At 69.7% G+C, this 24,279-nt stretch carries 20 protein-coding genes and 2 pseudogenes; 7 read left to right on the top strand and 15 right to left on the bottom strand.

All coding sequences use genetic code 11. The features are described from left to right. Window positions 1-86 precede the first annotated feature (86 nt). Window positions 87-647 (bottom strand): hypothetical protein, encoded by a 561-nt coding sequence (locus tag OHA17_RS36380; protein WP_406510042.1) that lies wholly within the window; start codon window positions 645-647, stop codon window positions 87-89. Window positions 648-923: 276 nt separating this feature from the next. Here OHA17_RS36380 and OHA17_RS36385 point away from each other — a divergent pair, with 276 nt between their 5' ends. From OHA17_RS36385 to OHA17_RS36395, 3 genes are all read left to right on the top strand, one after another. Beyond that, the gene (locus tag OHA17_RS36385; protein ID WP_406510043.1) at window positions 924-1,154 is read left to right on the top strand and encodes a hypothetical protein; all 231 of its coding nucleotides are present in this window, start codon (window positions 924-926) and stop codon (window positions 1,152-1,154) included. A gap of 450 nt (window positions 1,155-1,604) precedes the next feature. Then, on the top strand, window positions 1,605-3,941 hold the full coding sequence (locus OHA17_RS36390; RefSeq protein WP_406510044.1) for a molybdopterin cofactor-binding domain-containing protein: 2,337 nt from the start codon (window positions 1,605-1,607) through the stop codon (window positions 3,939-3,941). A gap of 8 nt (window positions 3,942-3,949) precedes the next feature. Then, complete coding sequence (locus OHA17_RS36395) at window positions 3,950-4,426, top strand: (2Fe-2S)-binding protein (RefSeq protein ID WP_406510045.1); 477 nt, start codon at window positions 3,950-3,952, stop codon at window positions 4,424-4,426. 177 nt (window positions 4,427-4,603) lie between these two features. Here OHA17_RS36395 and OHA17_RS36400 read toward each other — a convergent pair whose 3' ends face one another. Next, complete coding sequence (locus OHA17_RS36400; RefSeq protein WP_406510046.1) at window positions 4,604-4,846, bottom strand: hypothetical protein; 243 nt, start codon at window positions 4,844-4,846, stop codon at window positions 4,604-4,606. A 266-nt stretch (window positions 4,847-5,112) separates the two neighbouring features. Between OHA17_RS36400 and OHA17_RS36405 the strand changes: the two are divergent. Further along, window positions 5,113-5,473: pseudogene (locus OHA17_RS36405) on the top strand (IS5/IS1182 family transposase); the annotation flags it as partial. 29 nt (window positions 5,474-5,502) lie between these two features. On the opposite strand, the gene OHA17_RS36410 reads toward OHA17_RS36405, so the two are convergent. The 5 genes from OHA17_RS36410 to OHA17_RS36430 all read right to left on the bottom strand — a co-directional run bounded on the left by OHA17_RS36410 (window position 5,503) and on the right by OHA17_RS36430 (window position 9,992). Next, window positions 5,503-6,081 (bottom strand): maltokinase N-terminal cap-like domain-containing protein, encoded by a 579-nt coding sequence (locus OHA17_RS36410; RefSeq protein WP_406510047.1) that lies wholly within the window; start codon window positions 6,079-6,081, stop codon window positions 5,503-5,505. Window positions 6,082-7,393: 1,312 nt separating this feature from the next. Next, a complete protein-coding gene (locus tag OHA17_RS36415) occupies window positions 7,394-7,528 on the bottom strand; it encodes a cation transporting ATPase C-terminal domain-containing protein (RefSeq protein WP_406510908.1) in 135 nt (44 codons plus the stop codon). 90 nt (window positions 7,529-7,618) lie between these two features. Then, window positions 7,619-8,047 carry an STAS domain-containing protein gene (locus tag OHA17_RS36420; RefSeq protein WP_406510048.1) on the bottom strand — a complete coding sequence of 143 codons (429 nt, stop codon included), beginning with the start codon at window positions 8,045-8,047 and terminating at the stop codon, window positions 7,619-7,621. Window positions 8,048-8,429: 382 nt separating this feature from the next. Beyond that, the gene (locus OHA17_RS36425; RefSeq protein ID WP_406510049.1) at window positions 8,430-9,020 is read right to left on the bottom strand and encodes a tetratricopeptide repeat protein; all 591 of its coding nucleotides are present in this window, start codon (window positions 9,018-9,020) and stop codon (window positions 8,430-8,432) included. A 117-nt stretch (window positions 9,021-9,137) separates the two neighbouring features. Continuing rightward, window positions 9,138-9,992, bottom strand: a complete 855-nt coding sequence (locus OHA17_RS36430; protein ID WP_406510050.1) for a helix-turn-helix domain-containing protein — start codon at window positions 9,990-9,992, stop codon at window positions 9,138-9,140. Between the two features lie 74 nt (window positions 9,993-10,066). Here OHA17_RS36430 and OHA17_RS36435 point away from each other — a divergent pair, with 74 nt between their 5' ends. Together OHA17_RS36435 and OHA17_RS36440 are read left to right on the top strand one after the other, a co-directional pair. Next, window positions 10,067-10,504, top strand: a complete 438-nt coding sequence (locus OHA17_RS36435; RefSeq protein ID WP_406510051.1) for a nuclear transport factor 2 family protein — start codon at window positions 10,067-10,069, stop codon at window positions 10,502-10,504. A 668-nt stretch (window positions 10,505-11,172) separates the two neighbouring features. After that, entirely contained in the window at window positions 11,173-12,432 is a 1,260-nt protein-coding gene (locus OHA17_RS36440) for an APC family permease (RefSeq protein ID WP_406510052.1), read from the top strand. Between the two features lie 630 nt (window positions 12,433-13,062). On the opposite strand, the gene ppdK is transcribed toward OHA17_RS36440, so the two are convergent. The 7 genes and pseudogenes from ppdK to OHA17_RS36475 all read right to left on the bottom strand — a co-directional run. Next, window positions 13,063-15,720 carry a pyruvate, phosphate dikinase gene (ppdK, locus tag OHA17_RS36445; protein WP_406510053.1) on the bottom strand — a complete coding sequence of 886 codons (2,658 nt, stop codon included), beginning with the start codon at window positions 15,718-15,720 and terminating at the stop codon, window positions 13,063-13,065. Window positions 15,721-15,909: 189 nt separating this feature from the next. Continuing rightward, window positions 15,910-18,303 (bottom strand): glycoside hydrolase family 65 protein, encoded by a 2,394-nt coding sequence (locus OHA17_RS36450; RefSeq protein WP_406510054.1) that lies wholly within the window; start codon window positions 18,301-18,303, stop codon window positions 15,910-15,912. Further along, window positions 18,300-19,013 carry an HAD family hydrolase gene (locus tag OHA17_RS36455; protein ID WP_406510055.1) on the bottom strand — a complete coding sequence of 238 codons (714 nt, stop codon included), beginning with the start codon at window positions 19,011-19,013 and terminating at the stop codon, window positions 18,300-18,302. The genes OHA17_RS36450 and OHA17_RS36455 overlap by 4 nt, the downstream gene beginning before the upstream one ends. Window positions 19,014-19,033: 20 nt before the next feature. Further along, window positions 19,034-20,047, bottom strand: a complete 1,014-nt coding sequence (gene gap / locus OHA17_RS36460) for a type I glyceraldehyde-3-phosphate dehydrogenase (protein WP_406510056.1) — start codon at window positions 20,045-20,047, stop codon at window positions 19,034-19,036. Window positions 20,048-20,094: 47 nt separating this feature from the next. Beyond that, window positions 20,095-20,970, bottom strand: a complete 876-nt coding sequence (locus OHA17_RS36465) for a universal stress protein (protein WP_406510057.1) — start codon at window positions 20,968-20,970, stop codon at window positions 20,095-20,097. Between the two features lie 130 nt (window positions 20,971-21,100). Continuing rightward, window positions 21,101-21,610, bottom strand: a complete 510-nt coding sequence (locus OHA17_RS36470; protein WP_406510058.1) for a flavodoxin domain-containing protein — start codon at window positions 21,608-21,610, stop codon at window positions 21,101-21,103. A 139-nt stretch (window positions 21,611-21,749) separates the two neighbouring features. Then, window positions 21,750-21,923, bottom strand: a pseudogene (locus tag OHA17_RS36475) (universal stress protein); the annotation flags it as partial. Window positions 21,924-22,280: 357 nt separating this feature from the next. Between OHA17_RS36475 and OHA17_RS36480 the strand changes: the two are divergent. After that, the gene (locus OHA17_RS36480) at window positions 22,281-23,153 is read left to right on the top strand and encodes a universal stress protein (RefSeq protein WP_406510059.1); all 873 of its coding nucleotides are present in this window, start codon (window positions 22,281-22,283) and stop codon (window positions 23,151-23,153) included. Between the two features lie 12 nt (window positions 23,154-23,165). On the opposite strand, the gene ppk2 is transcribed toward OHA17_RS36480, so the two are convergent. After that, complete coding sequence (ppk2, locus tag OHA17_RS36485) at window positions 23,166-24,014, bottom strand: polyphosphate kinase 2 (protein ID WP_406510060.1); 849 nt, start codon at window positions 24,012-24,014, stop codon at window positions 23,166-23,168. Window positions 24,015-24,279: the final 265 nt, after the last annotated feature.

Below are 24,279 nucleotides of genomic sequence, written 5' to 3' on the forward strand. Positions count from 1 at the left end.
AAGTCCTGTGCGGATCCTCCTGATGAGCCGTCGCCGGGGGGTCTGTCTCCTGGCGTCGCCGCGAGGAGCCAGACCGCTGCACGGGCTCAGCCTTCCGCGACCGTGACGGTGTCCCAGGTCAGGGAGAGTTCCGTGACGCCGCTGGTCAGGCATCCAAGGAGGACGGCGGCGATCTCGTCGGGGTTGGTGGCGGCGGTGGCAGAGAACCTCTTCCCGCGGTACGCGCCGTCGGTGACCACTCCCTCGAAGACGGCGTTCGTCGAGGTGAGCCGACCAATACCCCTGACCTTGCTCGTCACTCCGCCCTCAGGTGTGCTCCAGCGGACGGACCTGGTGCCTTCGGAGTTGGGAATGCCGAACCCCGGAAGGCAACTGCCCTTGCCGGTCCCGGTCCACTGGATGTTGGCTGCCGTGACCTTGCTGGTGGGGTCGGTTGTCGTGCAGCCGCTGGTGAGGCCGCCCACTGTGAACGCCTGCTGCCGGTCACCGACACCAAGTCCGGGTTTCGTGCTGAAGCGGGCCTGCCCTCCGTGGCACGTAACGCCGCCAACCGGAGCGGCGTACGCCATCGGGGCGGAGGCCAGCGCGCCGGTCGTGGTCAGGAGTGCGCCCAGCGCAAGGCTGATGGAGCGGGTGGTCAATCGCATGGGGGAGATGGGCCGTTCACCTGGTGTCCTGCGCCGGGAACACCCGGCGTGTGGGGGCGAGTTCAGCCCTCGGCTAGCCTTTTCGGCGCCATGCCAGTCCCCACTCGAACACCGTCCGCTGGCCGGGAAACGGCTACTCGACAGGCGAATTTCCCCACCCGGATTCCCGCTCGTGACCCCCAGTCCAGCACTTGGCGCGGAACCACCCTGTCGCAATGTCCCCGACAGCACGACCTGAATCCGATCACTCGGACGCGTGGGGCCTGTCCAGTTTGCATGCTTCTCCGTCCCAACTACGACGGCTTGGTCATCCGCCGGGCCGACGACGAGGAATGTCGGAAGGTCAGCCTCGACTACGGAGTGGAAGTCAAGCCCGGCCGCGGGCCGCTGTTCGTGCTGTGTGGAGACCTCAGGAACTTCGTCGTTTCGACGCCTCCGCAGTGGCATGAGGACGAAGGCGCCATGGACGATCCATCATGGTTCGGCCCTGTGCGGGGAACGCGCTGAGAACAGGTCGGGAGGCCCCTTCGTGAAGAGGCCTCCCGATGCTCTCTGGCCGCTCCCGGTAGCCGACGGACCATAGGCGCAGCATCGCCGTAGCGAGATCGCAGCCGCAAGTCCCCCGGTTCCAAAGCAGAAAGGGCCCTGCCTCGGCACATACCGCCGGGGCAGGGCCCTTCTCTGTACGGCAGGGGTTCGCACCGCGGGGAGCCGCTGTCACAGGCGTCGCGAGCTGCGGCGCAGCAACGGCCCGATCTGGCTGCGGAGGGTGTCGACCCCGGTGTCGAACGGGGGAGTTCTCATCAACGGGCCCCCAGGCACCTGGGGCCATGTCCGGCTGATCCGTGTCCGGCTCATCCACGTTCTGCTGACGTCCTGTTTCCTGTCTGGTGTTACTGGTGGGAAATATGTGACGCTGACGCGGCGCGGATGGGCAGTTGGACGAAAGGGCAGTTGATGGCAGCGTCGGATCGGCCGGAGCGTGCGGACGAGGTCACCGTCCATGAAGTGGGGCGGCGGCGGTTTCTGGGATATGTGCTCGCGGCCTCGACGCTGACGGTGGCCGCGCAGATAGGTGAGTCGGCCGTCGCGCCCGCACGGGCACAGGCGGCGGTTCCGTCGCTCCCCGGACCGTCCGAGATCTACGACCTCAACGACATGCTCACGGACGCCGCGCTGCCGACCGCAAACCTGATCACGATCCAGGTCGAGGCGGACGGCACCGCCTCCTTCGTCCTGCCGCGCGCGGAGGTGGGCCAGGGCATCACCACCTCCTCCGCGATGCTGATCGCGGAGGAACTGGACCTGCCGCTGGACAAGGTGAAGGTCTCGCTGGCGGACGCACGGCCGGAACTCCTGTTCAACCAGATGACCGGCGCGTCGAACACTACGATCTCCACCTTCACCCCGATCCGGGTGGCCGCGGCGACCGCCCGGGCCCGGCTCCTGGAGGCCGCGGCCGCGCAGTTCGGCGAGGCCGCCTCGACGCTCACCACCCGTGCGGGCGTGGTCACTTCACCGCGCGGGAAAGCCGCGACCTACGGCGAGCTGGCGGCGAAGGCCGCGAGCCGGACCACCCTCCAGCTCGCGGTCACGCTGAAGAAACCCGCGCAGTTCGGTGTCATCGGCACCCCGCGCGGCCGGATCGACGCGCTCGCCGCCGTCACTGGCCGCAAACAGTTCGCGATGGACGTGCAGGTCGCGGACGCGCTGCCGACGATGGTGTGCCGCCCGCCGACGATCAACGGAACGGTACGGTCGGTCGACAACCGGGCCGACGTCCTCGCGATGCCCGGCATCACCCATGTCGTCACCGTCCCCACCGGCGTCGCCGTGCGCGGGCGGACCTTCGGGCAGTGCATCGACGCCGTACGGGCGCTGCGCGTGTCCTGGGGCCCCGGCACCGCGGACGGGGCATCCGACGCCACCGTCCTGAAGGAGCTGCGCAACGCCGAACTCCCACTGGTGATCCCGGGGTTGGACCCTCTGGTCAAGTCGGTGGACGCGCGCTTCACCTTCCACTTCGCCAGCAACAGCGCCCTGGAGCCCAACTGCGCGATCGCGGACGTCAGGAGCGACCGCGCCGAGATCTGGGCCTCCCTCAAGACCCCGATCGTCGCCCAGGAGAGGATCGCGCTCACCCTCGGTCTGCCGCTGTCCGCCGTCAAGGTCCATGTCACCGAGGGCGGCGGCTCGTTCGGCCGCAAGCTCTTCTTCGACGCGGCGATCGAGGCGGCCCGGATATCGCAGGCGATGAGCAAGCCCGTCAAGCTGATGTGGCACCGCACGGACGACTTCCGCCAGGGCCGCACCCACCCGATGTCCACCTCCCGGGTCCGGGCCACGTACGCGCTGGGCGAGGTCCTCTCGTACGAGCAGCGGCACACCTCCGTGGCCACCGACTTCGGGCACGGGCTCGGCGAGATCATCACCTCGATGGCGGCGAAGCTGCCCGTGGGCGATCTCGCCTTCTCCGAGACGATCTTCGAGCTCACCCAGCAGAGCCCGTACCACTTCGGCGCGACCACCCAGCTGCTCGGCGAGGTGGACAAGGGCTTCAACACCGGCAGCATGCGCAACATCTACTCGCCCAATGTGCGGTGCGCCCAGGAGCTCGTCGTCGACCAGCTCGCGGCGAAGATGGGCAAGGACGCGTACCGGTTCCGCCGCCAGTTCCTCAAGGAGGACCGGGCGCGGGCCGTGCTCGACAAGGTCGCGCAGGTCGGCGAGTGGGGCCGGGAGATGCCGGCGGGCACCGCGCAGGGCATCGCCGTCCACCCCGAGTACCACGGGTTCGTCGCGGTCCTCGCCGAGATCGACTGCCGCCCGGAGACGACGGGGAGGCAGATCCCCGACGCCTGCACCGGCCCGCGTGTCACCCGGGTCGTGTGCGCGGTCGACGTGGGCCTGGCCGTCAACCCGCGCGGGCTGGAAGCCCAGATGATGGGCGGGATCATGGACGGCATCGCCGTCACCCTCAGCTCCGGCCTCCACCTCAAGGACGGCCACTTCCTCGAAGGCAGCTGGGACAACTACTTCTACACCCGTCAGTGGAACACCCCGCCCGAGCTGGACATCATCGTGATGCCACCGACCGGCGAAAAGCCGGGCGGCGCGGGTGAGTTGGCCGTCGCGGGCGCGATGGCGGCGGTCGCCTGCGCCTACGGCCGGGCCACCGGCACCATGCCGACCACCTTCCCCATCAACCACGACGGCCCGCTCGGCTTCGAACCGCTGCCGACCGTCCCCCCGATCCCCGCATCCCCCACCGACGGCCTCGGCCGCGCCTACTAGGAGCATCCGTGCCTCTGCACACCTTCATCCTCAACGGAAAGCCGGTCTCGGTGGACGTCGAGGACGACGTACGGCTGCTCTGGGTGCTGCGCGACGTCCTGGGCGTGACCGGACCGAAGTACGGCTGCGGCCTCGGCGTCTGCCAGGCCTGCACCAGCCACATCAACGGCAAGGCGTTCAATCCCTGTTCCGTGCCGGTCAAGGACATCCACCCGACGGACGAGGTCACCACCATCGAGGGCCTGCCCGCCACAGTCGGCAAGGACCTGCACCCGATGCAGGAGGCCTGGCTGGAGTACGACGTGGCCCAGTGCGGCTACTGCCAGCCCGGCCAGATCATGGCCGCCGTGGCCAAGGTCCGCCAGGCCCGCGCCGCCGGTCACGAGATCGGAGACGCGGACTTCGACGAAATCCGCAACATCTGCCGCTGCGGCACCTACCACCGCATCCGCGAGGCGATCAAGGCGGGAGCGAAGAACTTCTAGCAGAGACGTCACGCGGTGCCGCGCCCCTGTGAAGTCCCGCGCGGTGCCGCGCCCCTTCTTGGAAATCCCGTTCCCCGCGCCCCGATTTGGCAGGTTCAGGCGCGCGGGGAACTGCGCGACCGGCCACGCACGGTCCGCAGTCGAAAAACGCACCCCGGGATGCCGGGCGCCGTATCATCACAGCCGCGAACGCACCTCCTCGGCCGCGCGCAGCAACCGCATCGCGTCCGGCCCCTCCAGCGCGCCGAGCTCGGCGATCAACGCGCTCACCCGCGCAACTCCGTCCTCGGCGCGCCCGAGCGCGCGCTCCCTCCACGCGGCCCGCACCAAGCACTGGTGACGCTCACGCAACCCGTCCACCCCGAACTCCGCGTGGACGACAGCGGCCTGATCGAGCACCCGGACCATCTCGGCCCGCATGGCAGCGCGCTCTCAAAGAGGACGTTTTCCAGAAGCTCGGCCAACTGCTGCCAGGTCTGCGCCAGTTCGTGACGCAGTACGGGTTCTGGCGAACCCTCGACGACGGCCAGCGCCTGGTTCATGAGGGGCACGGGCCCGCCCGCAGACCGTGTCCGGATCCGTATCCGTCGACGCGTCGTGCACGGCCAGCCATGCCAGCGAGCGCAGCACCCGCACCTCGCCCACCGGGTTGTCACCCGCGAGAGCCGCCATGTTCCAGGGCCCGCCGGATCGTCGGCCTCGTCCACGACCAGATCGCCGTTGACGGCTCCATCGCCAAGGCTCCTGGAGGCGGCGAGGCCGCCGGACGCTCACCGGTCGACCGTGGCAAACAGCGAACGCGGCCTCCATGGACACATTGCGCACAAGGGGGCGAAGGCGTCCTTTCAGGCTCGTCGGCGTTGGCACGTCGAACGCACCCACGCCTGGCAGAACGCCTTTCACTGTCTCGCCCGCTGCCACGAGCGTCACGTCACCGTCATCGACGCCTTCTTCGATCTCGCCGACACCATCGTCACCGTGCGCAGCGAGATCCGGCGGTCCTGGACGACTCGCTGCCGGGACGAACGCCCGAACCGCCGACCATGACCACACGCCTGCTGTCTCCGTGCGATCTCTTACCGCAGTGCGATGGCCGCGAGTACGCCCCGCGCAGCCGTTCCGTCCGGCCAGGTCCACCCGGCGACAAGGCGAACCGACGACCTCTGCGTGGTCTCCGTCGGCTGCAGGACACGGTTGACCTGAACGTCGAGCACGTCGTCAGGGCCAGTGCCGTGCACGGTGACCGTCGGGTCAGGGGTGTCGCTCTTGCTCTGGTGCTGCGGTATCGCCTCGCCGCGCAGGAGCGCGCGCGACTGCGCCATCACGACCGGGTCGTGGACGCCATCGTAGATCCACCGGGTGCCGAGCACCCCGTGCTCAGACGTGCCGATCAGCGCCTCGCCGGGGACTCCCTCCAGCGCCGCATCGCGGTAGCCCATCGGCACCAGATACGCCACCGGCTCGTGCGCGGTGGCGTCCACCACGACCATGAACTCGATCCCGACCGCACCCTCGGGGTCGTCCAAACGGAACCCACCGGCCTTGACCAGTTCCGGCGTTTCTGCGTTGCCCACGTACCAGCTCTGCTCCGGTAGCCAGCCGGTGAGAAGCTCCAGTTTGGTGGGCGTCATGGTGGTGCGATGAATGGCGGCCATGCGAAATCCCTCACGCGTAGGTCTGGGCCCGTCCTCCAACGGGATGTGATCGAATCTATAGGTCTCGGCCGTCCCGCCCCGAGCGGCAGCGGGGGGGGGGCTCATGGGGCCTATCTGCGCGACCTCTTGGCTTGCTTGTCCCCGGCGAACGCGAACGCCAGCTCATCGTCCGGTACTTCGGCCTGCCCCGCTGCCTCGGCATTCGTCTTCCCAGCCTCGGTCAGCGAACCCTCCCCGTCTCCAACATGTCGCACATCACTGGCAGTTCAAGGGGCGCCAGGTCCAAGGTCCCACGTCAGGCGCCTCCCTCCTCGTACCCCTAGAAGAAGCCCAGCTTCTTCGGCGAGTACGAGACCAGAAGATTCTTCGTCTGCTGGTGGTACATGGCCTACCCTGCCCCTGACCTGCGGAAAAGGGTGGAATCGCCTGCGGTCGTGCCGAGTTGGTCCGCGCCTGGTCCGGATGGGTGAGCTCAGCGAACCGTCTATCGGTGGATGGCTCGGGCGAGGTGGTTTTGACGAAGTCGCCCTCGGCTCGATGGACCGAGAAGGAATTCTGCGCCCGCAGCCGCGAAAGGCGCTGGTCTGGAGCGTCGTGGGTCAGTCGGATTCAGCGCATCACTGCAAGGGTGGAGACGGCGGGGGCAGTTACTGCAAGGCTGGGGGGCATCCGGTCGGTATGCGGCCGGATGGCCGCCGCAGGGTGCGGCGGCCATGGGCGTGGAGGATACGAGGCTCCCCTCCGTCGTGTCCCCACGCATGTCCTTGTGGCACACGGGGCTGTGGATTGCCCCGTCTTGAACCATGCCACAGGGACGGGGGCTGGAGCCGTGTTGTCGGTGATGCGGCTCCAGCCAGTCTCGGCGCGGTTGTTCATGCCCGGGGTCTGGGGGCCGGATCGGGGCGGAGTCGGCTGTCTGGCCAGCCACTCGAATCGTCCCTCGACACGAGGGTAGGGCGCTGTTCGGACTTGCGATAGGGGGCCCTAGGCAGTCTGTCTTCCGGTACAGGTTTGGGCGGTGAACGGTTTTCGTCTGTACCGGTCTTGGCATGCCGGGTCCTTTTTCCCGCGGCGGGACCAGTGTCGAGAAAGAGTCACCCCGTGCCAGTCAGGTGCGGTGGGTTGGGATTCCTTCCTTCCCGCAGCAGAGCGAGCCTGCGGCGTATCCAGGACGGACGTCGGGCCCGCCTCCACTCCCGCTGAGGCCAACAAGCCCGGTGCGTCCCCTGGAGCAGCCTCCGAAGCCCGGATACCAACGCCGCTGGGCTCTGCCTACGGGGAACGCTCCACGCTGACGGCGCGGGAGAACCTGTCACGCTGGGTGCTGGGCCGGGGGGCGTTGCGCGGTGCCGGGTTCGGCAGGTTCCCGGCTCAAGTCGAGTGCAGGCAGAGTGCCGATGCCCAGGGTGATGGCAAAGACCTGCATGACGGTCAGCGGGAGCGGAATTGCTCCGCCGGAGGGGCTGCCGCATTACTCGGCAGGACCGCCGTCAATCCTTGTTGGGCAAGTGGCGGCAGGAGCACGACGCCTGCCGGCTCATCCCGAGTTGTCCCGCGCCTGCTGACGCCTCGCGGTTCCGCGCGCCGCTGCCCCGCCCGCTTGCGGGTGGAGCCGATCGAGGGCTTCGTCGAGGGCGGAGACGGGATGGAACGTGTCGGTGAGCCGAGCCGCTCGGAGCAGGCGGAGGGCCGGCGGGTGGGAACAGACCAGCTGGAGGTTCCCGTATCGGGCGGTGATGCGGCGGTGAGCGCGGCACAGCAGGTTCAGGCCCGAGCAGTCGAGGAACGTGACGGGCGTCAGATCGATGGCGACCAACGGCTCGGGAGGAGCAGTGGAGACATCGAGTTGGGGGGTGATCTCGATGGCGGCGGCGAGGTCGATCTCGCCGTGGAATTCCAGCACGGTGCATCCATGGATGCGGTACGTACGCAGATATCGGCAGGGGGCTGGAGTGTCGTGCAGCATGAGGTGCCACCTCGGTGGGGCGTGCCGCTGTCTTCTGAACGGCAGACGAACGAGAGCAGAGAAAGGGGGTCACCGAGGTCTGGGGCGACAGCGTGGACGTGTGGTGGAGGGGGAGACCCGCGAGGAGGAAAGGCGCGAGAGCGTGCTCCACAACCTCAATGCCCCCCGCGATATGAGTACGAACACATTCCCCTGGCGTATGTCAGTACTAGATTCACCGGCTTTCCCTGCCAGTTGAGACGCGTGGGATGCGGATGGCGTTCAACGCCCTGGCCCTGTCCCGTCCCGGTCCTGTCGTAGCGTCTGCCAAGCGGTCGAGCGTGCCCGTCAGGAGCTCGATCGGCGCGGCATCGTCTTTGCCCTGGCCTGCGTCAAGCACGAGCTACGAAGGGATCTCGACGCTGAACAACGACCTCCCCTGATCCGGACTCCCCGGTCGGCCGAGGAGGTGGAGGATGCGGGTGCGCAGCGGGTCGGTGTCGGGCAGGCCCAGCTCGGCGGTGATCTCCAGCGCCCGCACCCAGGCCTCGTGGGCGGCGTCGGCGTGGGTGGCGGCGCGGTGGGTCTCGCCGAGGCAGGCCAGTCCGGTGGCCTCGCTGTGTCGGTCGCCGGTCTGGTGGAACAGGGCGAGGGCCTGCCGACAGTGGCCGACCGCCTGGTCGTACTGGCCGAGCCTTCGGTGGATGTAGCCGAGGCTGTCCCAGATGTGAGCCTGCCCGTTGAGGTCGCCGACCCGCTGGGCCAGGGCGAGGGCGCGACGGCAGTGTTCCAGGGCCTGTTGGTGGTCGCCGAGCTGAGCGAGGATCCAGCCGATGTGGTTGAGGGCGGCGGACTGCCCGGCCAGATCCCCCACGGCCCGGTAGTGCTCCAGGCTGTGGTGGGCGTGTTCGAGGGCCTGCCGACGGCGGCGGTCGCGGCGGTGGATCATGCTGGTCTCGGCCGCTGTGTCGTTCGTCGCGTTCGGCGGGCTCACCGTGGCTGGCCAGTTCCTGGTTCACGGACGGTAGTCAGCGAAGGCAACGCCGATTGCGCTCCACAAAAGGACCCGGTCTGCGCCTGTGTCGAGCGGGGGCGTTCGCTGGGCGAGGTGTCAGTCTGTCTCGCTGACGCCGTGCTTTGCCCACGCGAGGTCGTCCACGGCCAGCCATGGCCCCACAGCCGCGGTCGCCGGCGTCGCTCCGCTGAACGCCACAACCTCCCGGTGCAGGTGGGACTGGTCGACGTAGCCTCCCTCCGCCGCGACCCGGGCCACGCCCTCGCCCGCGGCCAGGCGATGGACGGCATGGTCGAAGCGGACCAGTCTCGCGGCGCGCTTGGGGGGAAGGCCGATCTGCGACCCGAACCGGGACCACAGGCGCTTGCGGCTCCACCCGACCTCGGCCGCCAACTCCTCGACCCGGACCCGGCCGTGGCTGATGGTGATCCGGTCCCAGGCCCAGGCCACCTCCGGGTCCACGGACGGTCCCGTCTCCGCCCGGCGGGCGATCGACGCCTGCGCCAGTGCGAAACGCTCCTGCCACGAGGTGGCATCACCGAGTTGCTCCCGGATCCGTGCCGCGTCCCGGCCCCACACGTCATCGAGGGCGACCACGACACCGTCCAGCTCCGATGGGCAGGCGCCCAGCACGGCGCGTGCGACCACCGGGGACAGGCGCACCTCCAGGCACATGACCTTCTCGCCCCGCATACGCGCTGCGCCGGTCACCAGCCCGGCAACGAAACTTCCCCACTGGTGCCGGCCACCGGCGTCGGCCACGACGAGCGAGCCCTCACCGAACGCGACCACCAGCGTGACGGCGGGGTGCGGGAACAACGGCCCCTCGACCGGGCCCGCGCTCCGATTGCGGAACCCGGCGATGCGGACGCCGGCTGTCGGGCCGGGCCGCGGCGGCCGCGCGACGTCCCACCCGGCTGCGGTCGCATGCTGGTGTGCGGTGGATCGCATGGCCCCATGCTAGGGGTGACCGATCGGAACATTTGTCCAAGACTCCGGTACACGGTAGCGGCGACCGTGGGTTCATGAACCTCAGCATCATCGAAGTCGCCTTCCAGGCGCTCGCCAGCAACGACCCCGACCGGATCTCCGCGGTCTTCACCGAGGACGCCGAGTGGCTGTCGCCTCCGGGGAACGCCACTGTCGTCGCGCTCAAGTTGATCGACCACACGCTCAAAGTGACCAACCACATGGTGGGCAGGAAGGCGATCGTGCGCTTCTGGGCCGAGGACTTCCCCCGCCTGTTCGTCGGTGACCTCGACGTCACCTTCCACCAGTCCCATGCCGACGGTGAGCGAGGGATCGTGGAGGCGACCGTGACGGCGACGCTCGCCAACGGCAACCACTACATCAACGACTACTGTTTCGTCTTCGAGTTCCGGGACGGGCTGATCCACCGGGTCCGCGAATACACGGACACAGCCCGCGGGCACCGCATGACCTTCGGCAGCGTTCCACAGTAGCGATTGCCGCCCTGGCAGCGGCCTGCTCGGCCTTCGACGAACAGGCCGGCTGAGGCGGCGAACCAACCCCGACGGACCTGGCGCACGACCGGCGGACCGCGCACCGTCGGCAACCAGCACGCTGAGGCCCCGGAGCGAACGCCGGATTGCCCGTCTCGGCCAGCTCCCCCTGCCAGGCGCCTCGGCACCCGGCCTCGGCGGCGGACTGACCACGGTTTGTCGCCACGGCAGCGCTGCTGCCCGGAGCACGTGTGTCAGACTCCGCTCCTTCCCTCGATCCCTCCAGGGCAGCCGGACCGACGAGCGCGATCGGCCAGCCCACACGGCCACCCCCGGCCGACAGCCCGTCAGGCGTAGCTGAAGGCGTAAGCGGCTTGTTCACCTGATCGCTCGGACAGGTCCACGGTGACGGTGCATCATTCCATCCGCAGGCCAAGGTCCTTGCCGCAGCGCATCCCGATCCGGCCGTGTAGGCGGTCTGGCGGCAGGCACTGGCCGAGCGACGAACGTGCTGGTGACGAGGTTGGCTGGGCTGGTGGTGGCTGCGGCGAAGGCGATTTCGGGGTCGGTGGCCAGCAGCCGTACTTGCGTGGGAGGCACTCTCACTGGACACCTCCGTCGGTTACCGTGCGCCGAGATCGACGGCGGGCGTGGTGGAGGGGCGAGCGATGAGCACGATGGGGGCCTCGATGAGTCCGGGTGGGCTGAAGCGCCGATTGGGGCTGTCCGACGCGGTGGTGATCGGTCTGGGGTCGATGATCGGGGCCGGGATCTTCGCCGCGTTCGGCCCGGCTGCCGGTGCCGCCGGATCCGGGCTCCTGCCCGCCCTGGCGCTGGCCGCGGTGGTGGCGTACTGCAACGCGACCTCATCGGCCCGGCTGGCCGCCCGCCATCCTGAATCCGGAGGGACTTACGTCTATGGCCGTGAGCGGCTGGGCGACTTCTGGGGATATCTCGCCGGCTGGGCGTTCGTGGTCGGCAAGACCGCGTCCTGCGCCGCGATGGCGCTGACCGTCGGCTTCTACGTGTGGCCGGGCCAGGCCCACGCTGTCGCGGTCGCTGCCGTGGTGGCGCTGACCGCCCTCAACTACACCGGCGTGCAGAAGTCCGCGGTGCTGACCCGTGTCGTCGTCGCTGTCGTTCTCGCGGTTCTCGTCGCCGTGGTGACCGCCTGCCTGACCAGCGACTCGGCCGATTTCGTGCGCCTGGGCGTCGGCGCGGACGTGACCGTCGGCGGGACGTTGCAGGCGGCCGGCCTGCTGTTCTTCGCCTTCGCCGGTTACGCCCGGATCGCCACGCTCGGGGAAGAAATCCGGGATCCCGCCCGCACCATTCCCCGTGCGATTCCTCTCGCGCTCGGCATCACACTCATCGTGTATGCCGCTGTGGCCGTGGGCGTGCTCGCGGTGCTGGGACCGGGTCGTCTCGCTGAGAGTGCCGCGCCCCTGGCCGAGGCGGTGCAGTCCGTCGGCATGCCGGGCCTGGTTCCCGTCGTACGTGTAGGTGCGGCCCTCGCGGCGCTCGGGTCACTTCTCGCACTGATCCTCGGGGTTTCGCGCACCACCTTCGCCATGGCCCGCGACCTCCATCTTCCTCGTGCCCTGTCTGTGGTCCACCCCCGCTTCCAGGTACCCCACCGTGCAGAACTGGTCGTTGGCGCGGTGATCGCCGTCCTGGCCGCGTCTGTCGATGTACGGGGCGCGATCGGCTTCTCCTCCTTCGGGGTCCTGGTCTACTACGCCATCGCCAACGTGGCGGCGTGGACACTCGCCCCTGACGAAGGACGGCCGCCCCGACTCGTGCCCGTCATCGGTCTGGCGGGCTGTGCGGCTCTCGCTTTCGCCCTGCCCATGACCACCGTGGTCTCCGGCGCAGCCGTCCTCGTTCTCGGGGCTGCCGTCTACGGTGTGCGGAGGGTCAGGACATGACCAGTCGATCGTGGCTCCGCCCCTGCTGATGTGCCCGTCGGCAGTTGGGCGGACCGAGGCTGTGTCCTTTCCCTGGGCAGGAACACCACATGGGCGGGGACCCCGCCGCCGTCAGCGGGGGATCATCAGCGTGGGCGTCATCGTGTGCAGGTCGACCGAACGGGAGCGATCGACCTGCACGGCTGGACGTCGGCGGGGGCCTGCGCGCTCTGTCGGGTCCGGGCGCACAGGCGGGTCCGTAGCGGAACTCGGTGTGATGCTTGTCGGTCGTCTCCGTCTCCCGTTCGGCGCGGAGGGTCAACACGCCCTCGGTCACGGTGAGTTCGAGGTCGTGATCGGGGTCGATCCCGGGGAGTTCGGTGCGCAGTGTGTACGCCCCTTCCGCCACGGACTCCTCGATGCGGATGTTGTGGATCCCGGGGACACCTGGCAGGCCCGCCTCGACCCAGCTGAACAGGTCGGGGAACTGCGGGGGTCAGCCGGGCAGCCGTTCAACCATTCCGCTCATCTCGTGCTCCTCTGCTGGGGTTCCTTCCCCTCAGGAGTACGCCGGCGATGCCATGGTGGGCATGGCCCCCCCAGCCCTCGGCAAGGGCCGGTCGGGCCATGGCAGTTGGGCGCTGCCTGGACTCACCCCACGACCAGGGCCGCCCTGCCCGCTTCGAGGCGGGCTGCAGGAACGCGGAACGGCGAGCAGGAGACGTAGTCGATCCCGGTGCGGTGGAAGAAGTGGATGGAGGCCGGGTCGCCGCCGTGTTCGCCGCAGACCCCCATGGCCAGGCGCGAGTTGGCCGCTCGGCCCTCTTGGACGCCGATCGTCACCAGTCGGCCGACGCCCTCTTCGTCGAGGGTCTCGAACGGCGAATCCGTGAAGATTCCCTTGTCCAGGTAGCCCGGGAAGAACGATGCCTCCGCGTCGTCGCGGGACAGCCCCCATGTCGTCTGGGTGAGGTCGTTGGTTCCGAAGGAGAAGAAGTCGGCCGCTTCGGCGATGCGGCCCGCGGTCAGAGCCGCACGCGGCAATTCGATCATGGTGCCGATCGGGCAGTGGACGGTCTGCCCGGTCTCGTCGGACACCTCGGCCAGAACGTGCTCTGCCTCGGCCCGTACGAGGCGCAGTTCCTCGACCGTACTGACGAGCGGGATCATGATTTCGGCCCGCGGACTGCCGCCGTCGCGCAGCCGCTGGGCGACGGCTTCCGCGATCGCCCGTACCTGCATGGCCACCAGGCCCGGTACGGCCAGGGCGAGTCGCACACCGCGCAGGCCGAGCATGGGATTCCGTTCGTGCATGCGCTCAACGGCGGCCAGGAGCTGGACGTCGCGCGGATCGGGAGGCGCGGCGGTGGCGGCGCGCACGGCGAGTTCCGTGTGGTCGGGGAGGAACTCGTGGAGGGGCGGGTCCAGCAGGCGGATGGTCACCGGCAGCCCGTCCATCGCAGCCAGAATCGCTGTGAAGTCCGATCGCTGCGGTGGCAGCAGGGCGGAGAGCGCCTGCTCGCGCGCCGCATCGTCGTCGGCCAGGATCATCGCTTCGACCAGGGCTTTGCGCTCGCCGAGGAACATGTGCTCCGTGCGGCACAGCCCGATGCCCTGGGCGCCGAAACGGCGGGCGCGGGCCGCGTCCTCGGGGGTGTCGGCATTGGCGCGCACCTCCAGGCGGCGGACCGCGTCGGCGTGGGACAGGGCGCGCAGCACCGCTTGGGACAGCGGCCCGGTCTGCTTGCCCGACTCCAGAGCCCGGCCGACGTCAGAAGAGGTAAGGGGGAGAGCGCCGAGGTGGACCGTGCCGGCGGTACCGTCCACGGAGATCGTGTCGCCCTCGCGGACCACGACCCCGGAACGGGTGGTCAGGCATCGGGAGACCGGGTCGACGGTCAGGGACCCGGCGCCGCAGACGCAGACCTTGCCCATCCCGCGGGCGACGACCGCGGCATGGCTCGTCTTGCCGCCCCGGGTCGTGAGGACGGCCTGCGCGGCGATCATGCCAGGGAGGTCGTCGGGAGTGGTCTCCTTGCGTACGAGGATCACGGGCTCACCAGCGGCCGCACGCCGGACCGCGCTCGCCGAGTCGAAGACGACCGCGCCCACGGCGGCGCCGGGTGACGCGGCGATCCCCGTCGCGAGCGGCACGTCCGTGGAGTTGGTCGCGAAGCGCGGGAAGAGCAGACGCGTGAGGTGTGCGCCGCTGACGCGGGACAGCGCCTCGCGACGGTCGATGAGGTGTTCGTCCAGCAGGTCGTACGCGATCCGGAAGGCTGCCTCGGCGGTCCGCTTGCCGACGCGGGTCTGCAGGATCCACAGCCTGCCGCGCTCGATGGTGAACTCGACGTCGCAGAGGTCCTGGTAGTGGCGTTCCAACGTCCGCAGGTGGTCGGTGAGTTCGACGTACGTGCGGGGCGCGAGCTGTTTCAGTTCCGACAGGGGAACGGCGTTGCGGACGCCCGAGACGACGTCCTCGCCCTGGGCATCCGGCAGATAGTCGCCGTAGATTCCACGCTCGCCGGTGGCCGGGTCGCGGGTGAAGGCGACACCGGTGCCGGAGTCCGCGCCGAGGTTGCCGAAGACCATCGCCTGGATGGTCACGGCGGTGCCCAGGCCGTCGGGAATGTGGTCCCGCCTGCGGTAGATCCGAGCCCGCTCACCGTTCCAGGAGGCGAACACGGCACGGATGGCGCGATGCAGCTGCTCGATCGGATCCTGGGGGAACTTCTCGCCGGCCTCGCGATGGATGAGCGCCTTGAACTTCTCGGTGAGCAGGATGAGATCGGCGGCATCCAGCTCGCGGTCGTCGGCGGCACCGCGCGCCGCTTTCAGACTGGTGATGGTCTGCTCGAAGAGCTCGCTGTCGACGCCCATCACCGTGTGGCCGAACATCTGCAGCAGCCTGCGGTACGAGTCCCAGGCGAAGCGCTCCTGCCCCGTGGCCTTGGCCAGCCCTGCGATGGTGGCGTCGCACAGACCGATGTCGAGGATCGTCTCCATCATCCCCGGCATGGAATAGCGGCCGCCGGAGCGGACGGAGAGCAGCAGCGGATCGTCGGTCCGGCCCAGGCCGCGGCCGGCCGCCCTCTCCAGGCCGGCCAGTGCGTGAGCGACCTCGACACCCAGCTCGGGCGGTTCGGTTCCGGTGGCCAGGAAGACCCGGCAGGCCGTGGTCGTCACGGTGAAGCCCGGCGGGACGGGCAGTCCCAGGCGGGTCATCTCGGCGAGGTTGGCGCCCTTGCCTCCGAGCAGGTCGGCCATTCCCCGGCTGCCTTCGGCGAACTCGTACACGTAGTGGTTCATGGCCGTCCTCTCAGGCGTGCGCGTGCCGTCAGGCGTGGGGGCTTCGGCAGCGGCGGCGGCGTGATCACGTGCCGCTCCGCGTCCCCCACCAGCCTTGCCGCCGAGGAGCCGGTGGGGGAGGGGCCACAGGGGGCACCCATCGGGTCCGTACGGCCCTGTCGATGTCCAGGCGTGCACGGGGGTGCCGAGTCAGGGGGACAGCGGTCGTGGCTGGCCGGGGAGCGTCAGTTCGCACGACTCTCCCGACGCGACGGAAACGGTCCGTCCCGGCAGTTCGATGTCGATCGGGGCCCGGACGGAGGCCGGGATCTCCACGTGCAGCCGCCCCGGTCGCATGTGCAGCCGTACGCCCCAGTGGCCCCGGTAGCGGATCGTGAAGCCGTACTCGGAGAGCTCGGGCAGCGGCACGGGGTCCAGCCGCAGTGCACCGCCGCGGGTCTCCAGGCCGGTCAGTCCGCGCTGGACCAGGTCGAGCGTGCCCGCCATGGCTCCCAGGTGGATTCCCTCGCCCGTGGTGCCGCCCTGGAGATCGGCCACGTCGCCCTTCAGTGCTTCCTGCACGTGCTCCCACGCGTCGGCTCGCTTGGCCCTGGACAGCACCCAGCCGTGCACCAGGCCGCTGAGGGTGGAGCCGTGGCTGGTGCGGCGGAGGTAGTAGTCGACCGTGCGGCGCCAGGTGTCGTCGTCCAGCCGGTGGCCGAGCCGCGCGAAGAGGCCGCGGAGCTCTCCGGGGGAGAAGAGGTAGCCGAGCATCAGCACGTCCGCCTGCTTGGACGCCTGATAGCGGTTGACGGTGTCCCCCTCGGCCTCAAGAATCCGGTCGAGTCGGCGGATGTCTCCGTACCTGGCCCGGTAGTGGTCCCAGTCCAGCGCGGCGAGGTCCGCGTAGCCCTCGAACTGGCTGATCACGCCGGAATGGAAAGGGACGTACAGCTTCCGGGAGATGTCCTCCCAGCGGGACAGGTCGTCCCTGCCGATCCCGGTGCGCTCGGAAAGTTCCTGGCGGCACGGCTCGGGCAGCTTCCCGAGGAGTTCCAGGGCACGCTCCAGCACCCAGGCAGCGGCGACGTTCGTGTATGCGTTGTCGTCGAGGCCCGGTTCCTTCGCGTCGGGATAGGCGTCGTGATACTCGTCGGGGCCGACCACGCCGCGGATGCGGTAGCGGCGCAGGCCTTCGTCGTACGTGGCCGAGTCGGCCCAGAACCGGGCGATCTCCAGCAGCATGTCGGCGCCTTTGGTGTGCAGGAACTCCGTGTCACCGCTGGCTTCCCAGTACCGCCAGACGTTGTACGCGACCGCCGAGCCGACGTGGTGCTGCAGCCGTGAGTGATCGGGCAGCCAACGCCCGGAGCGCGGGTTGAGGTGCATTTCCTGGGTCTCCTCGCGTCCGTCGCTCCCGCTCTGCCACGGATACATCGCACCGGTTCGGCCGACCGCCCGTGCGGCGTCGCGCGCCGCGCCCAGGCGGCGGTGGCGGTAGGTGAGGAGGGCCCGGGAGACCTCAGGGAAATGCAGGTTGAGATACGGCAGGACGAACAGCTCGTCCCAGAAGACATGCCCCCGGTAGGCCTCGCCGTGCAGGCCGCGCGCGGGTACCCCGACGTCCAGGTCGGCGGTGTGCGGGGACAGGGTCTGGAGTACGTGGAAGAGGTGCAGCCGCAAAATGCGTCCCGCGTCCCCTGGAACCGTCAACTCGGCTTTCTGCCAAAGGTGTTGCCAAGCCATGCGGTGCGTATCCAGGAGCGTCGGAAAGTCCGGAGCGTGGGAGACCCGGTCGACGGCGGCGCCGAGCGGGTCGGCGATCGCAGGGTCGTGCGAGGTGTGCAGGGCGACGGTCTTGTCGACCGTCGCCGTGTGACCGGGGTTCAGTCGCAGGCGGAAGCGCTGGACGGCCCGCCGTTCCTCGTTGCACACCTCGATGGCTGCTTCCGGGGTGGCGGTGCGGGCCGCCATGCCGATCCGGAGGTCGGAGGCGGTGGTGCGGCAGCGCAGCCAGATCGTGTCGGGGTTCGCCGCACCGGCCTCGGTATCGGTCAGGTGCGAGGCGTTGAGTGCTCGGTAGCGTTCGACGCCCGTGTTGCTCACTGTCGCGTCGAGAGCGGACTCTACTTCCAGTTCGCCGGACCATCCTTCGGCCGTGAACTCCGTGCGCAGTGCGGCGAGATGAGGATCCGCCATGTGCACGAGGCGAAGCTGACGCACGCGCAGCGTCCGGCCCGCCGCATCCACGTATCGCGACTCGCACTCCAGCACCCCGGCTCGCAGGTCCAGCGACTGGCAGTGCGACAGAAGCTCCGTTCCGTCCGGTGTGAACCACGTACCGCCATCCGTCCGGAAGCGCAGCGGCAGCCAGTTGGGGAGGTTGACCAGGTCCTCGTTCTCGACTTCCCGGCCGGCGACGGTGGAGGTGAGGCGGTTGTAGCAGCCCGCCGCATAAGTACCTGGATAGTGGACGGCGTCCGCCGTGCACTCCGGGGCGGCGCCGCGCGTGGCGAAGTAGCCGTTGCCGAGAGTGCACAGGGACTCCCGCACCCGCTCCTGCGCGGGTTCGTAGCCCTCGTACTGCCACACCTGGTCCGTCATGTCCGGGCCTCCCCGGTCAGCAGGTCGCCGAGGTCCGTCACGACCAGGTCGGCTCCGTGCTTGAGCAAGGCGGTTCCATTTCCCGGTCCCGCCGTCCGGTCCACCCCGACGACCACCCCGAACCCGCCGCGCCGCCCGGCTTCGACACCGGCCAGGGCGTCCTCCACGACAGCCGTCTGCGCAACGGCTACTTCGAGCCGCCGGGCCGCTTCCAGGAACAGCGCGGGGTCGGGTTTGCCCGGCAGGCCGAGCCGAGCCGCCTCGTTGCCGTCGACGAGTACCTCGAAGAGGTCCATCACCCCCGCGTGCACGAGGAGCTCGCCCGCATGCCGCGATGCGGACGCCGCGGCGCATCGGATTCCGTCCTGCCGCAGCGCGTGCAGGAAGCGGACGGTCCCCGGATAGGCGTCGATGCCGCCCGCGCGCAGCCGTTGGACGAACAGCCGCTCCTTGTCCGCGGCGACCGCCTCCGCCAGTCCTCCGTCCGTGCGCAGTCCGCGTGAGGCCAAGAAGGCCGTCGCGCCGTCGATGCGCGACTTGCCGTCGACGTACTGGAGGTAGTCGGTGCGTACGTCGAACGGCCGCCGCTGGTACGGGTCCTGGGGCGGATGCTCCAGGATGTGGGCGTCGAAGGCCGCCTTCCAGGCTTCGGCGTGCACCCGTGCCGAGTCCGTGATCACTCCGTCGGTGTCGAGGACCACGGCGCGCATGCCGTGCAGTGCTTCGGGAATCACAGCCGCGCGGCGACATAGGCAGTGAGGTCGAGCAGCCGGTTGCTGTAGCCCCACTCGTTGTCGTACCAGCCGAAGACCTTGACCAGGTCGCCGTGTGCCTGGGTGAGACCGGGGTCGAAGAGGCACGAGGCGGGATCTCCGATGACGTCCCGGGAGACGATCGGTGCGTCGGCGACCCTCAGGATGCCGTTCAGCTGCCCCTGCGCGGCCTCGGCGAATGCGGCATTGACCTCGTCGGTGGTGGTCTCGCGGCGCAGCACCACCGTGAGGTCGGTCAGCGAGCCGTCCTCGACCGGGACGCGCACCGCCAGGCCGTCGAGCACTCCGTCGAGCTCCGGCACGACCGCTCCGACCGCACGAGCGGCGCCCGTACTGGTGGGAATGATGCTGAGCGCGGCCGACCGGGCCCGGCGCAGATCCTTGTGCGGGCTGTCCAGGAGCGCTTGGTCGTTGGTGTAGCCGTGGATGGTCGTCATCGTACCTTTGGCGATACCGAACCGCTCGTGCAGCACGACAGCCATGGGCACCACACAGTTGGTGGTGCAGGAGGCGGCGGAGATCACATGGTGTTGCAGCGCGTCGTATGTGTGCTCGTTGACGCCCATCACCACCGTGAGGTCGGCCTCCCTGCCGGGCGCCGAGAGCAGCACTTTCCGAGCCCCGTTCTTGAGGTGGAGTGCCGCGTGGCGACGGTCCCGGAAGCGGCCCGACGACTCGATGACCACGTCCACCTGCTGGGCGCCCCAGTCCAGCGCGGCGGGGTCGCGTTCCGCGGTGACGGCGATGCGTCGGCCGTCGACGGTGAGCGAGGCGCTGTCGTGCTCGACGGAACGCCGGAGCCTGCCGTAGGTGGAGTCGTACGTGAGGAGATGGGCCAGGGTGCTGGGTGCGGTGATGTCGTTCACGGCCACCACTTCCACGCCGGTGGCGTCGCTGCCGCGCTCCAGCAGAGCGCGCAGGTAGTTGCGGCCTACGCGGCCGAATCCGTTGATGCCCACTCGCACCGTCATGGAGCACTCCTTCATCTCGTACCGGGCTGGTCAGACGGGGGCTTCGGTCAGTCGTGCTGCGGCACGATCGCCACCGGGCAGTCGGCGTGGTGCAGCAGGGCGTGGGCCACGCGTCCGAGCTGGAGGCCGACGTGGCTGTGGCGGCGATGTGCGCCGAGGACCAGGAGGTCGGCGGTGACACTGAGGTCCCGCAGCACCTTGTGGGCCGGGCCCTCGACGACGCTGCGGGCCACATGGACTTCGGGGTGGTCGGCCGCGGCCGCCTTGAGGGCCGCGTCGAGGAGAGCCGACGCCCGGGCTTCGTACTCCGCGGCGAATTCCGCTGCCGGCACGGGGTGGGCCCGGGCATCCTGTGCCGGACAGCGCCAGGCGGACACGGCTTCAACGGGACAGTGCCGTGCCTCGGCCTCGCGGAAGGCGAACCGTACCGATGCCAGGTCGGGCCCGGGGCCCGCGACTCCGAGCAGTACGCGCCCATGGCCGCCGGCGCGACTCGTCTCGCTGCCCCGCACCACGACGACGGGGCAGTGTGCGCGGGCCGCCATCGCCAGGCTCACCGAGCCGAGCAGGAGTTCGGCGAGCGGGCCGCGACCACGTGAGCCCGTGATCAGGGCCGTCGCGTTGCGCGCCTCGCGCAGCAGGGCGGGCTCGGCCTCCTCGGGCAGCACGGACGTCGATACCTTGACATCCGGATTGCGCCGCAGGGCACGTTCGGCCGCGGCCCCCATGATGCCCTCGCTGGAATCGTCCTTCGTCGGAACCCCGAGGTCATACGTGTAGGAGGCGCCCTCGTAGCGCTCCCAGAGTGAGGCGTACAGCAGCCTCAGCGGGAGTCCGCGCAGACTTGCCTCGTCCACGGCCCAGTCGACTGCCTGAAGGCTCGACTCCGAGCCGTCGATGCCCACGATCAGGGGCAGGTCCATGCTCCCCACCGCCTTTCAGCTCGCTTGCCGGAAGGGTTCTCGGCACCACGGTGGTGCGTCCTCGTGGCGGGGAACAGGGGCCGGTCCGGCCCTGGTTGGGGCCGTTCGGCCCTCTCGGGCAGGCCCCGGCTCAGACGCGGGACAAGTCCTTGGAAACCCGGTCCGTCCAGGCGTCGATCGCGTCCCAGTCGCGGAAATCACCGTATCGGCAGCCCATCAGCCGGAAGAGGATGCGACCGCGGGCCGAGAGCTGGTCAGGGGTGATGACGCCCGACATCAACAGGTGGCTGCGGTAGGGCAGTTGGCCTGGCAGGCCCTGGGCTATGAGTGGTTCCTCCTTGCGGGCGAGCCGCCGCCACGGCCCGCGCAGCGCCCCGGGCATCCCGACGCTGAAGAGCCAGACGGGGCGGAAGCAGAGCAGTGTGCTGTTGCGGCGGACGAAGTCCTTCGCCTCGGGCAGCCACGCCTGGCCGTGGACCGCGCTGCCGAGCATGAACGCCTCGTACCCGTTGAGGCGCTCGACCTTGGTCATGGCCCGCACATCGGCCTTGATGCCGGCCTCGTCGAGCCGGGCACCGATGTGCTCGGCGATCTCTCGGGTGGAGCCGTGCGCGGTCGCGTAGCCCACCAGGATGTTCATGACCTCACCTCGCCGGAATCCGGTCAGTCGTGTGTGATGACGGCGACGGGGCACCGGACGTGGTGGATCGCCGCGTGTGCGACGCGTCCCAGGTGGCCCCGGTCGTCGGGTGAGGTGCCTCGCGCCCGATGACCAACGACTGCGGGACCCTGAGTTCGGGCAGGGCAGTCGATTCGGCCGGCTCGGGCGAACCCTCCCAGGCGTGGACCAGGCGCAGGGGCAGTCCGCGCCGCAGTGCCTCCTCCGCCGCCCAGTCGGCTGCGGCAACACTTTCACGCGATCCGTCCAGGCCCACAACGATCGGCTGGAGCATCAGGCCCACCTCCTCCGATTCCAGCGTTGTGCGGCGCCCGGCCGGCGAGTAGGTGCCGGTGGGTCCCGGCACGGGGCCGTGTGGGTCCTTCTACGGTGCCGGGGGAAGCCGGTCGGTACCTTCGTTGGCCCGTACGGCCCACTGCCTGTGTCGGCTGTCAGGAGTCTCATGGAAGTGGCACGACCCCGTGCCGAGCCCAAGGCCGCGGGGCGTGCGCGTCGGCGGCCGGGTGAGCGGGAAACGGTCATTGAGGAGCGGCACTGCATCGGCGGTCACGACGGCCACCAGCGGTATCGCGGCTGACTGGAACGGGTCTGGGCCGCGTACACCCCTCACGTTCCGGAAGGAGACAGAGCCATGGAGCAATCACTGGTCGTCGGAGTGGACGGTTCCGAGGAGAGCCTGCGGGCGGTGGACTGGGCGGCCGACGAAGCCGCCCTGGGTGGCCTGCCGCTACGGCTCGTGTACGCCTCGCTGTGGGAGCACTACGAAGGTGCGGCTTACGTCTACAGCTCGCCGAACGCATCGGACCGGGCGCTGGCCGATGCCATCCTCGACGCGGCGGGGGAGCGGGCGCACAGCCGCAATCCGGGCGTGCGGACGACCGCCGCCGTGCTCCCGCAGGAGCCGACCGATGCGTTGCTGCACGAGAGCGACGGCGCCGCGGCCGTGGTCGTCGGCTCGCGCGGCCGGGGCAGCATCAAAGGAATGCTGCTCGGGTCGGTCGGCCTGGGCCTCGCTTCCTGGGCGCGCTGCCCTGTGGTCGTCGTGCGGGGCGACCGATCGGCCGTCGACGGCCGGCACGAACGCATCCTGCTCGGGGTGGGACATCCCGACAGGAACTCGACCGCGGTCGAGTTCGCCTTCCGGGAAGCCGGGATCAGGGGCAGCGCCCTGGACGCGGTCCACGCCTGGCGGGGCCCCGTCCGCCGACGCACCGTCCCGGCGGCTGCGGACGAAGCCGCGGGAGACACTCCCGAGGGCACGGCGGCAGCAGAACTCGACGAGGCACTGCGCGCGGCCCGGAGCGGGCGCCCTGATGTGACGGTCCGGCCCGATACCGTCGAAGGCCCTACACACAGGGTGCTGGTGGACCGCTCGGCGGCGGCCGATCTCCTGGTCGTGGGAGCACGCCGGAACAAGGGCCTCGGGCTCCAGCTGAGCCGCACCTGTCACGCGGTGCTGCACCATGCCGCCTGCCCGGTGGCCGTGGTGCCGCAGCGGGGTTGACCTCTGATCGCGTCACGCCCTGAGCGACGCGGCGTGATCCGGGACGTAGCTCTGAAGGTCTCTCGGCGGCCGCTGGTAGCCCGTGTTCGGCGGCCGCCGGGGCAGCTCCAGCGCCGCACTCGGAACTGTGCGGTACGCAATCGTCGAGAGCAGGTGGGCGATCATGTTGATACGGGCCGCGCGCTTGTCGTCGCTCTCGACCACGAACCAGGGGGCCTCGGCGATGTCCGTATGGACGAACATGTCGTCCTTCGCCCGCGAGTAGGCCTCCCACCGGCTGATCGACTCCATGTCGATGGTGGAGAGCTTCCACCGCCGGGTGGGGTCCTCCAGGCGCCGCCGGAACCGCTCCTCCTGGACGGAGTCGCTCACCGAGAACCAGTACTTCCGCAGCAGGATCCCGTCCTCCACCAGCATGCGCTCGAAGACCGGGCACTGGCGCAGGAACCGCTGGTGCTCCTGGCCCGTACAGAAGCCCATGACGTGTTCGACCCCGGCCCGGTTGTACCAGCTGCGGTCGAACAGCACGATCTCGCCACCGGCCGGCAGGTGCTGGACGTAGCGCTGGAAGTACCACTGGGTGCGTTCGCGTTCGGTCGGCGTCGGCAGGGCGACGATGCGGGCCACGCGCGGATTGAGGTGTTCCGCTACGCGCTTGATCGTGCTTCCCTTGCCCGCCGCGTCCCGCCCCTCGAAGACGACGACCAGGCGGGCCCGTTCCGCGCGCACCCATTCCTGAAGCCTCACGAGTTCCGTCTGCAAGCGGTAGAGCTCCGCCTCGTACAGAGCTTTGGGAAGCGCCGGTGCTGCGCCTCTTGCCCCGGAGCCCGGCTTCGCCTTCCTGATGCTCTTTCCGGCCATGTAGGGCCTCCCGTCGGCATCGTCCTGGCTCAGGTTGCGGCACGGAGCGGTACGCGGTACAGCCCCTGGCGGATCCGGCGTGGAGGATCTGCGGTCTCCATCCTCACGCCATGGTGGCCGCATCGCCCGGTGGCACCGTCCCCGCCGGGAGGCTCTCCCCGTCCTCGGCCGACGGCAGCGTGCGGGTCCGGTGCCAACGTCCGGTTGCCGCGAGGAGAGCCTCTGCCCCCACTCTCGTTCGCCGCGGCCGGGACCGACATGTGCC

The sequence above is a fragment of the Streptomyces sp. NBC_00212 genome, from assembly GCF_045206365.1.
Lineage (GTDB): Bacteria > Actinomycetota > Actinomycetes > Streptomycetales > Streptomycetaceae > Streptomyces.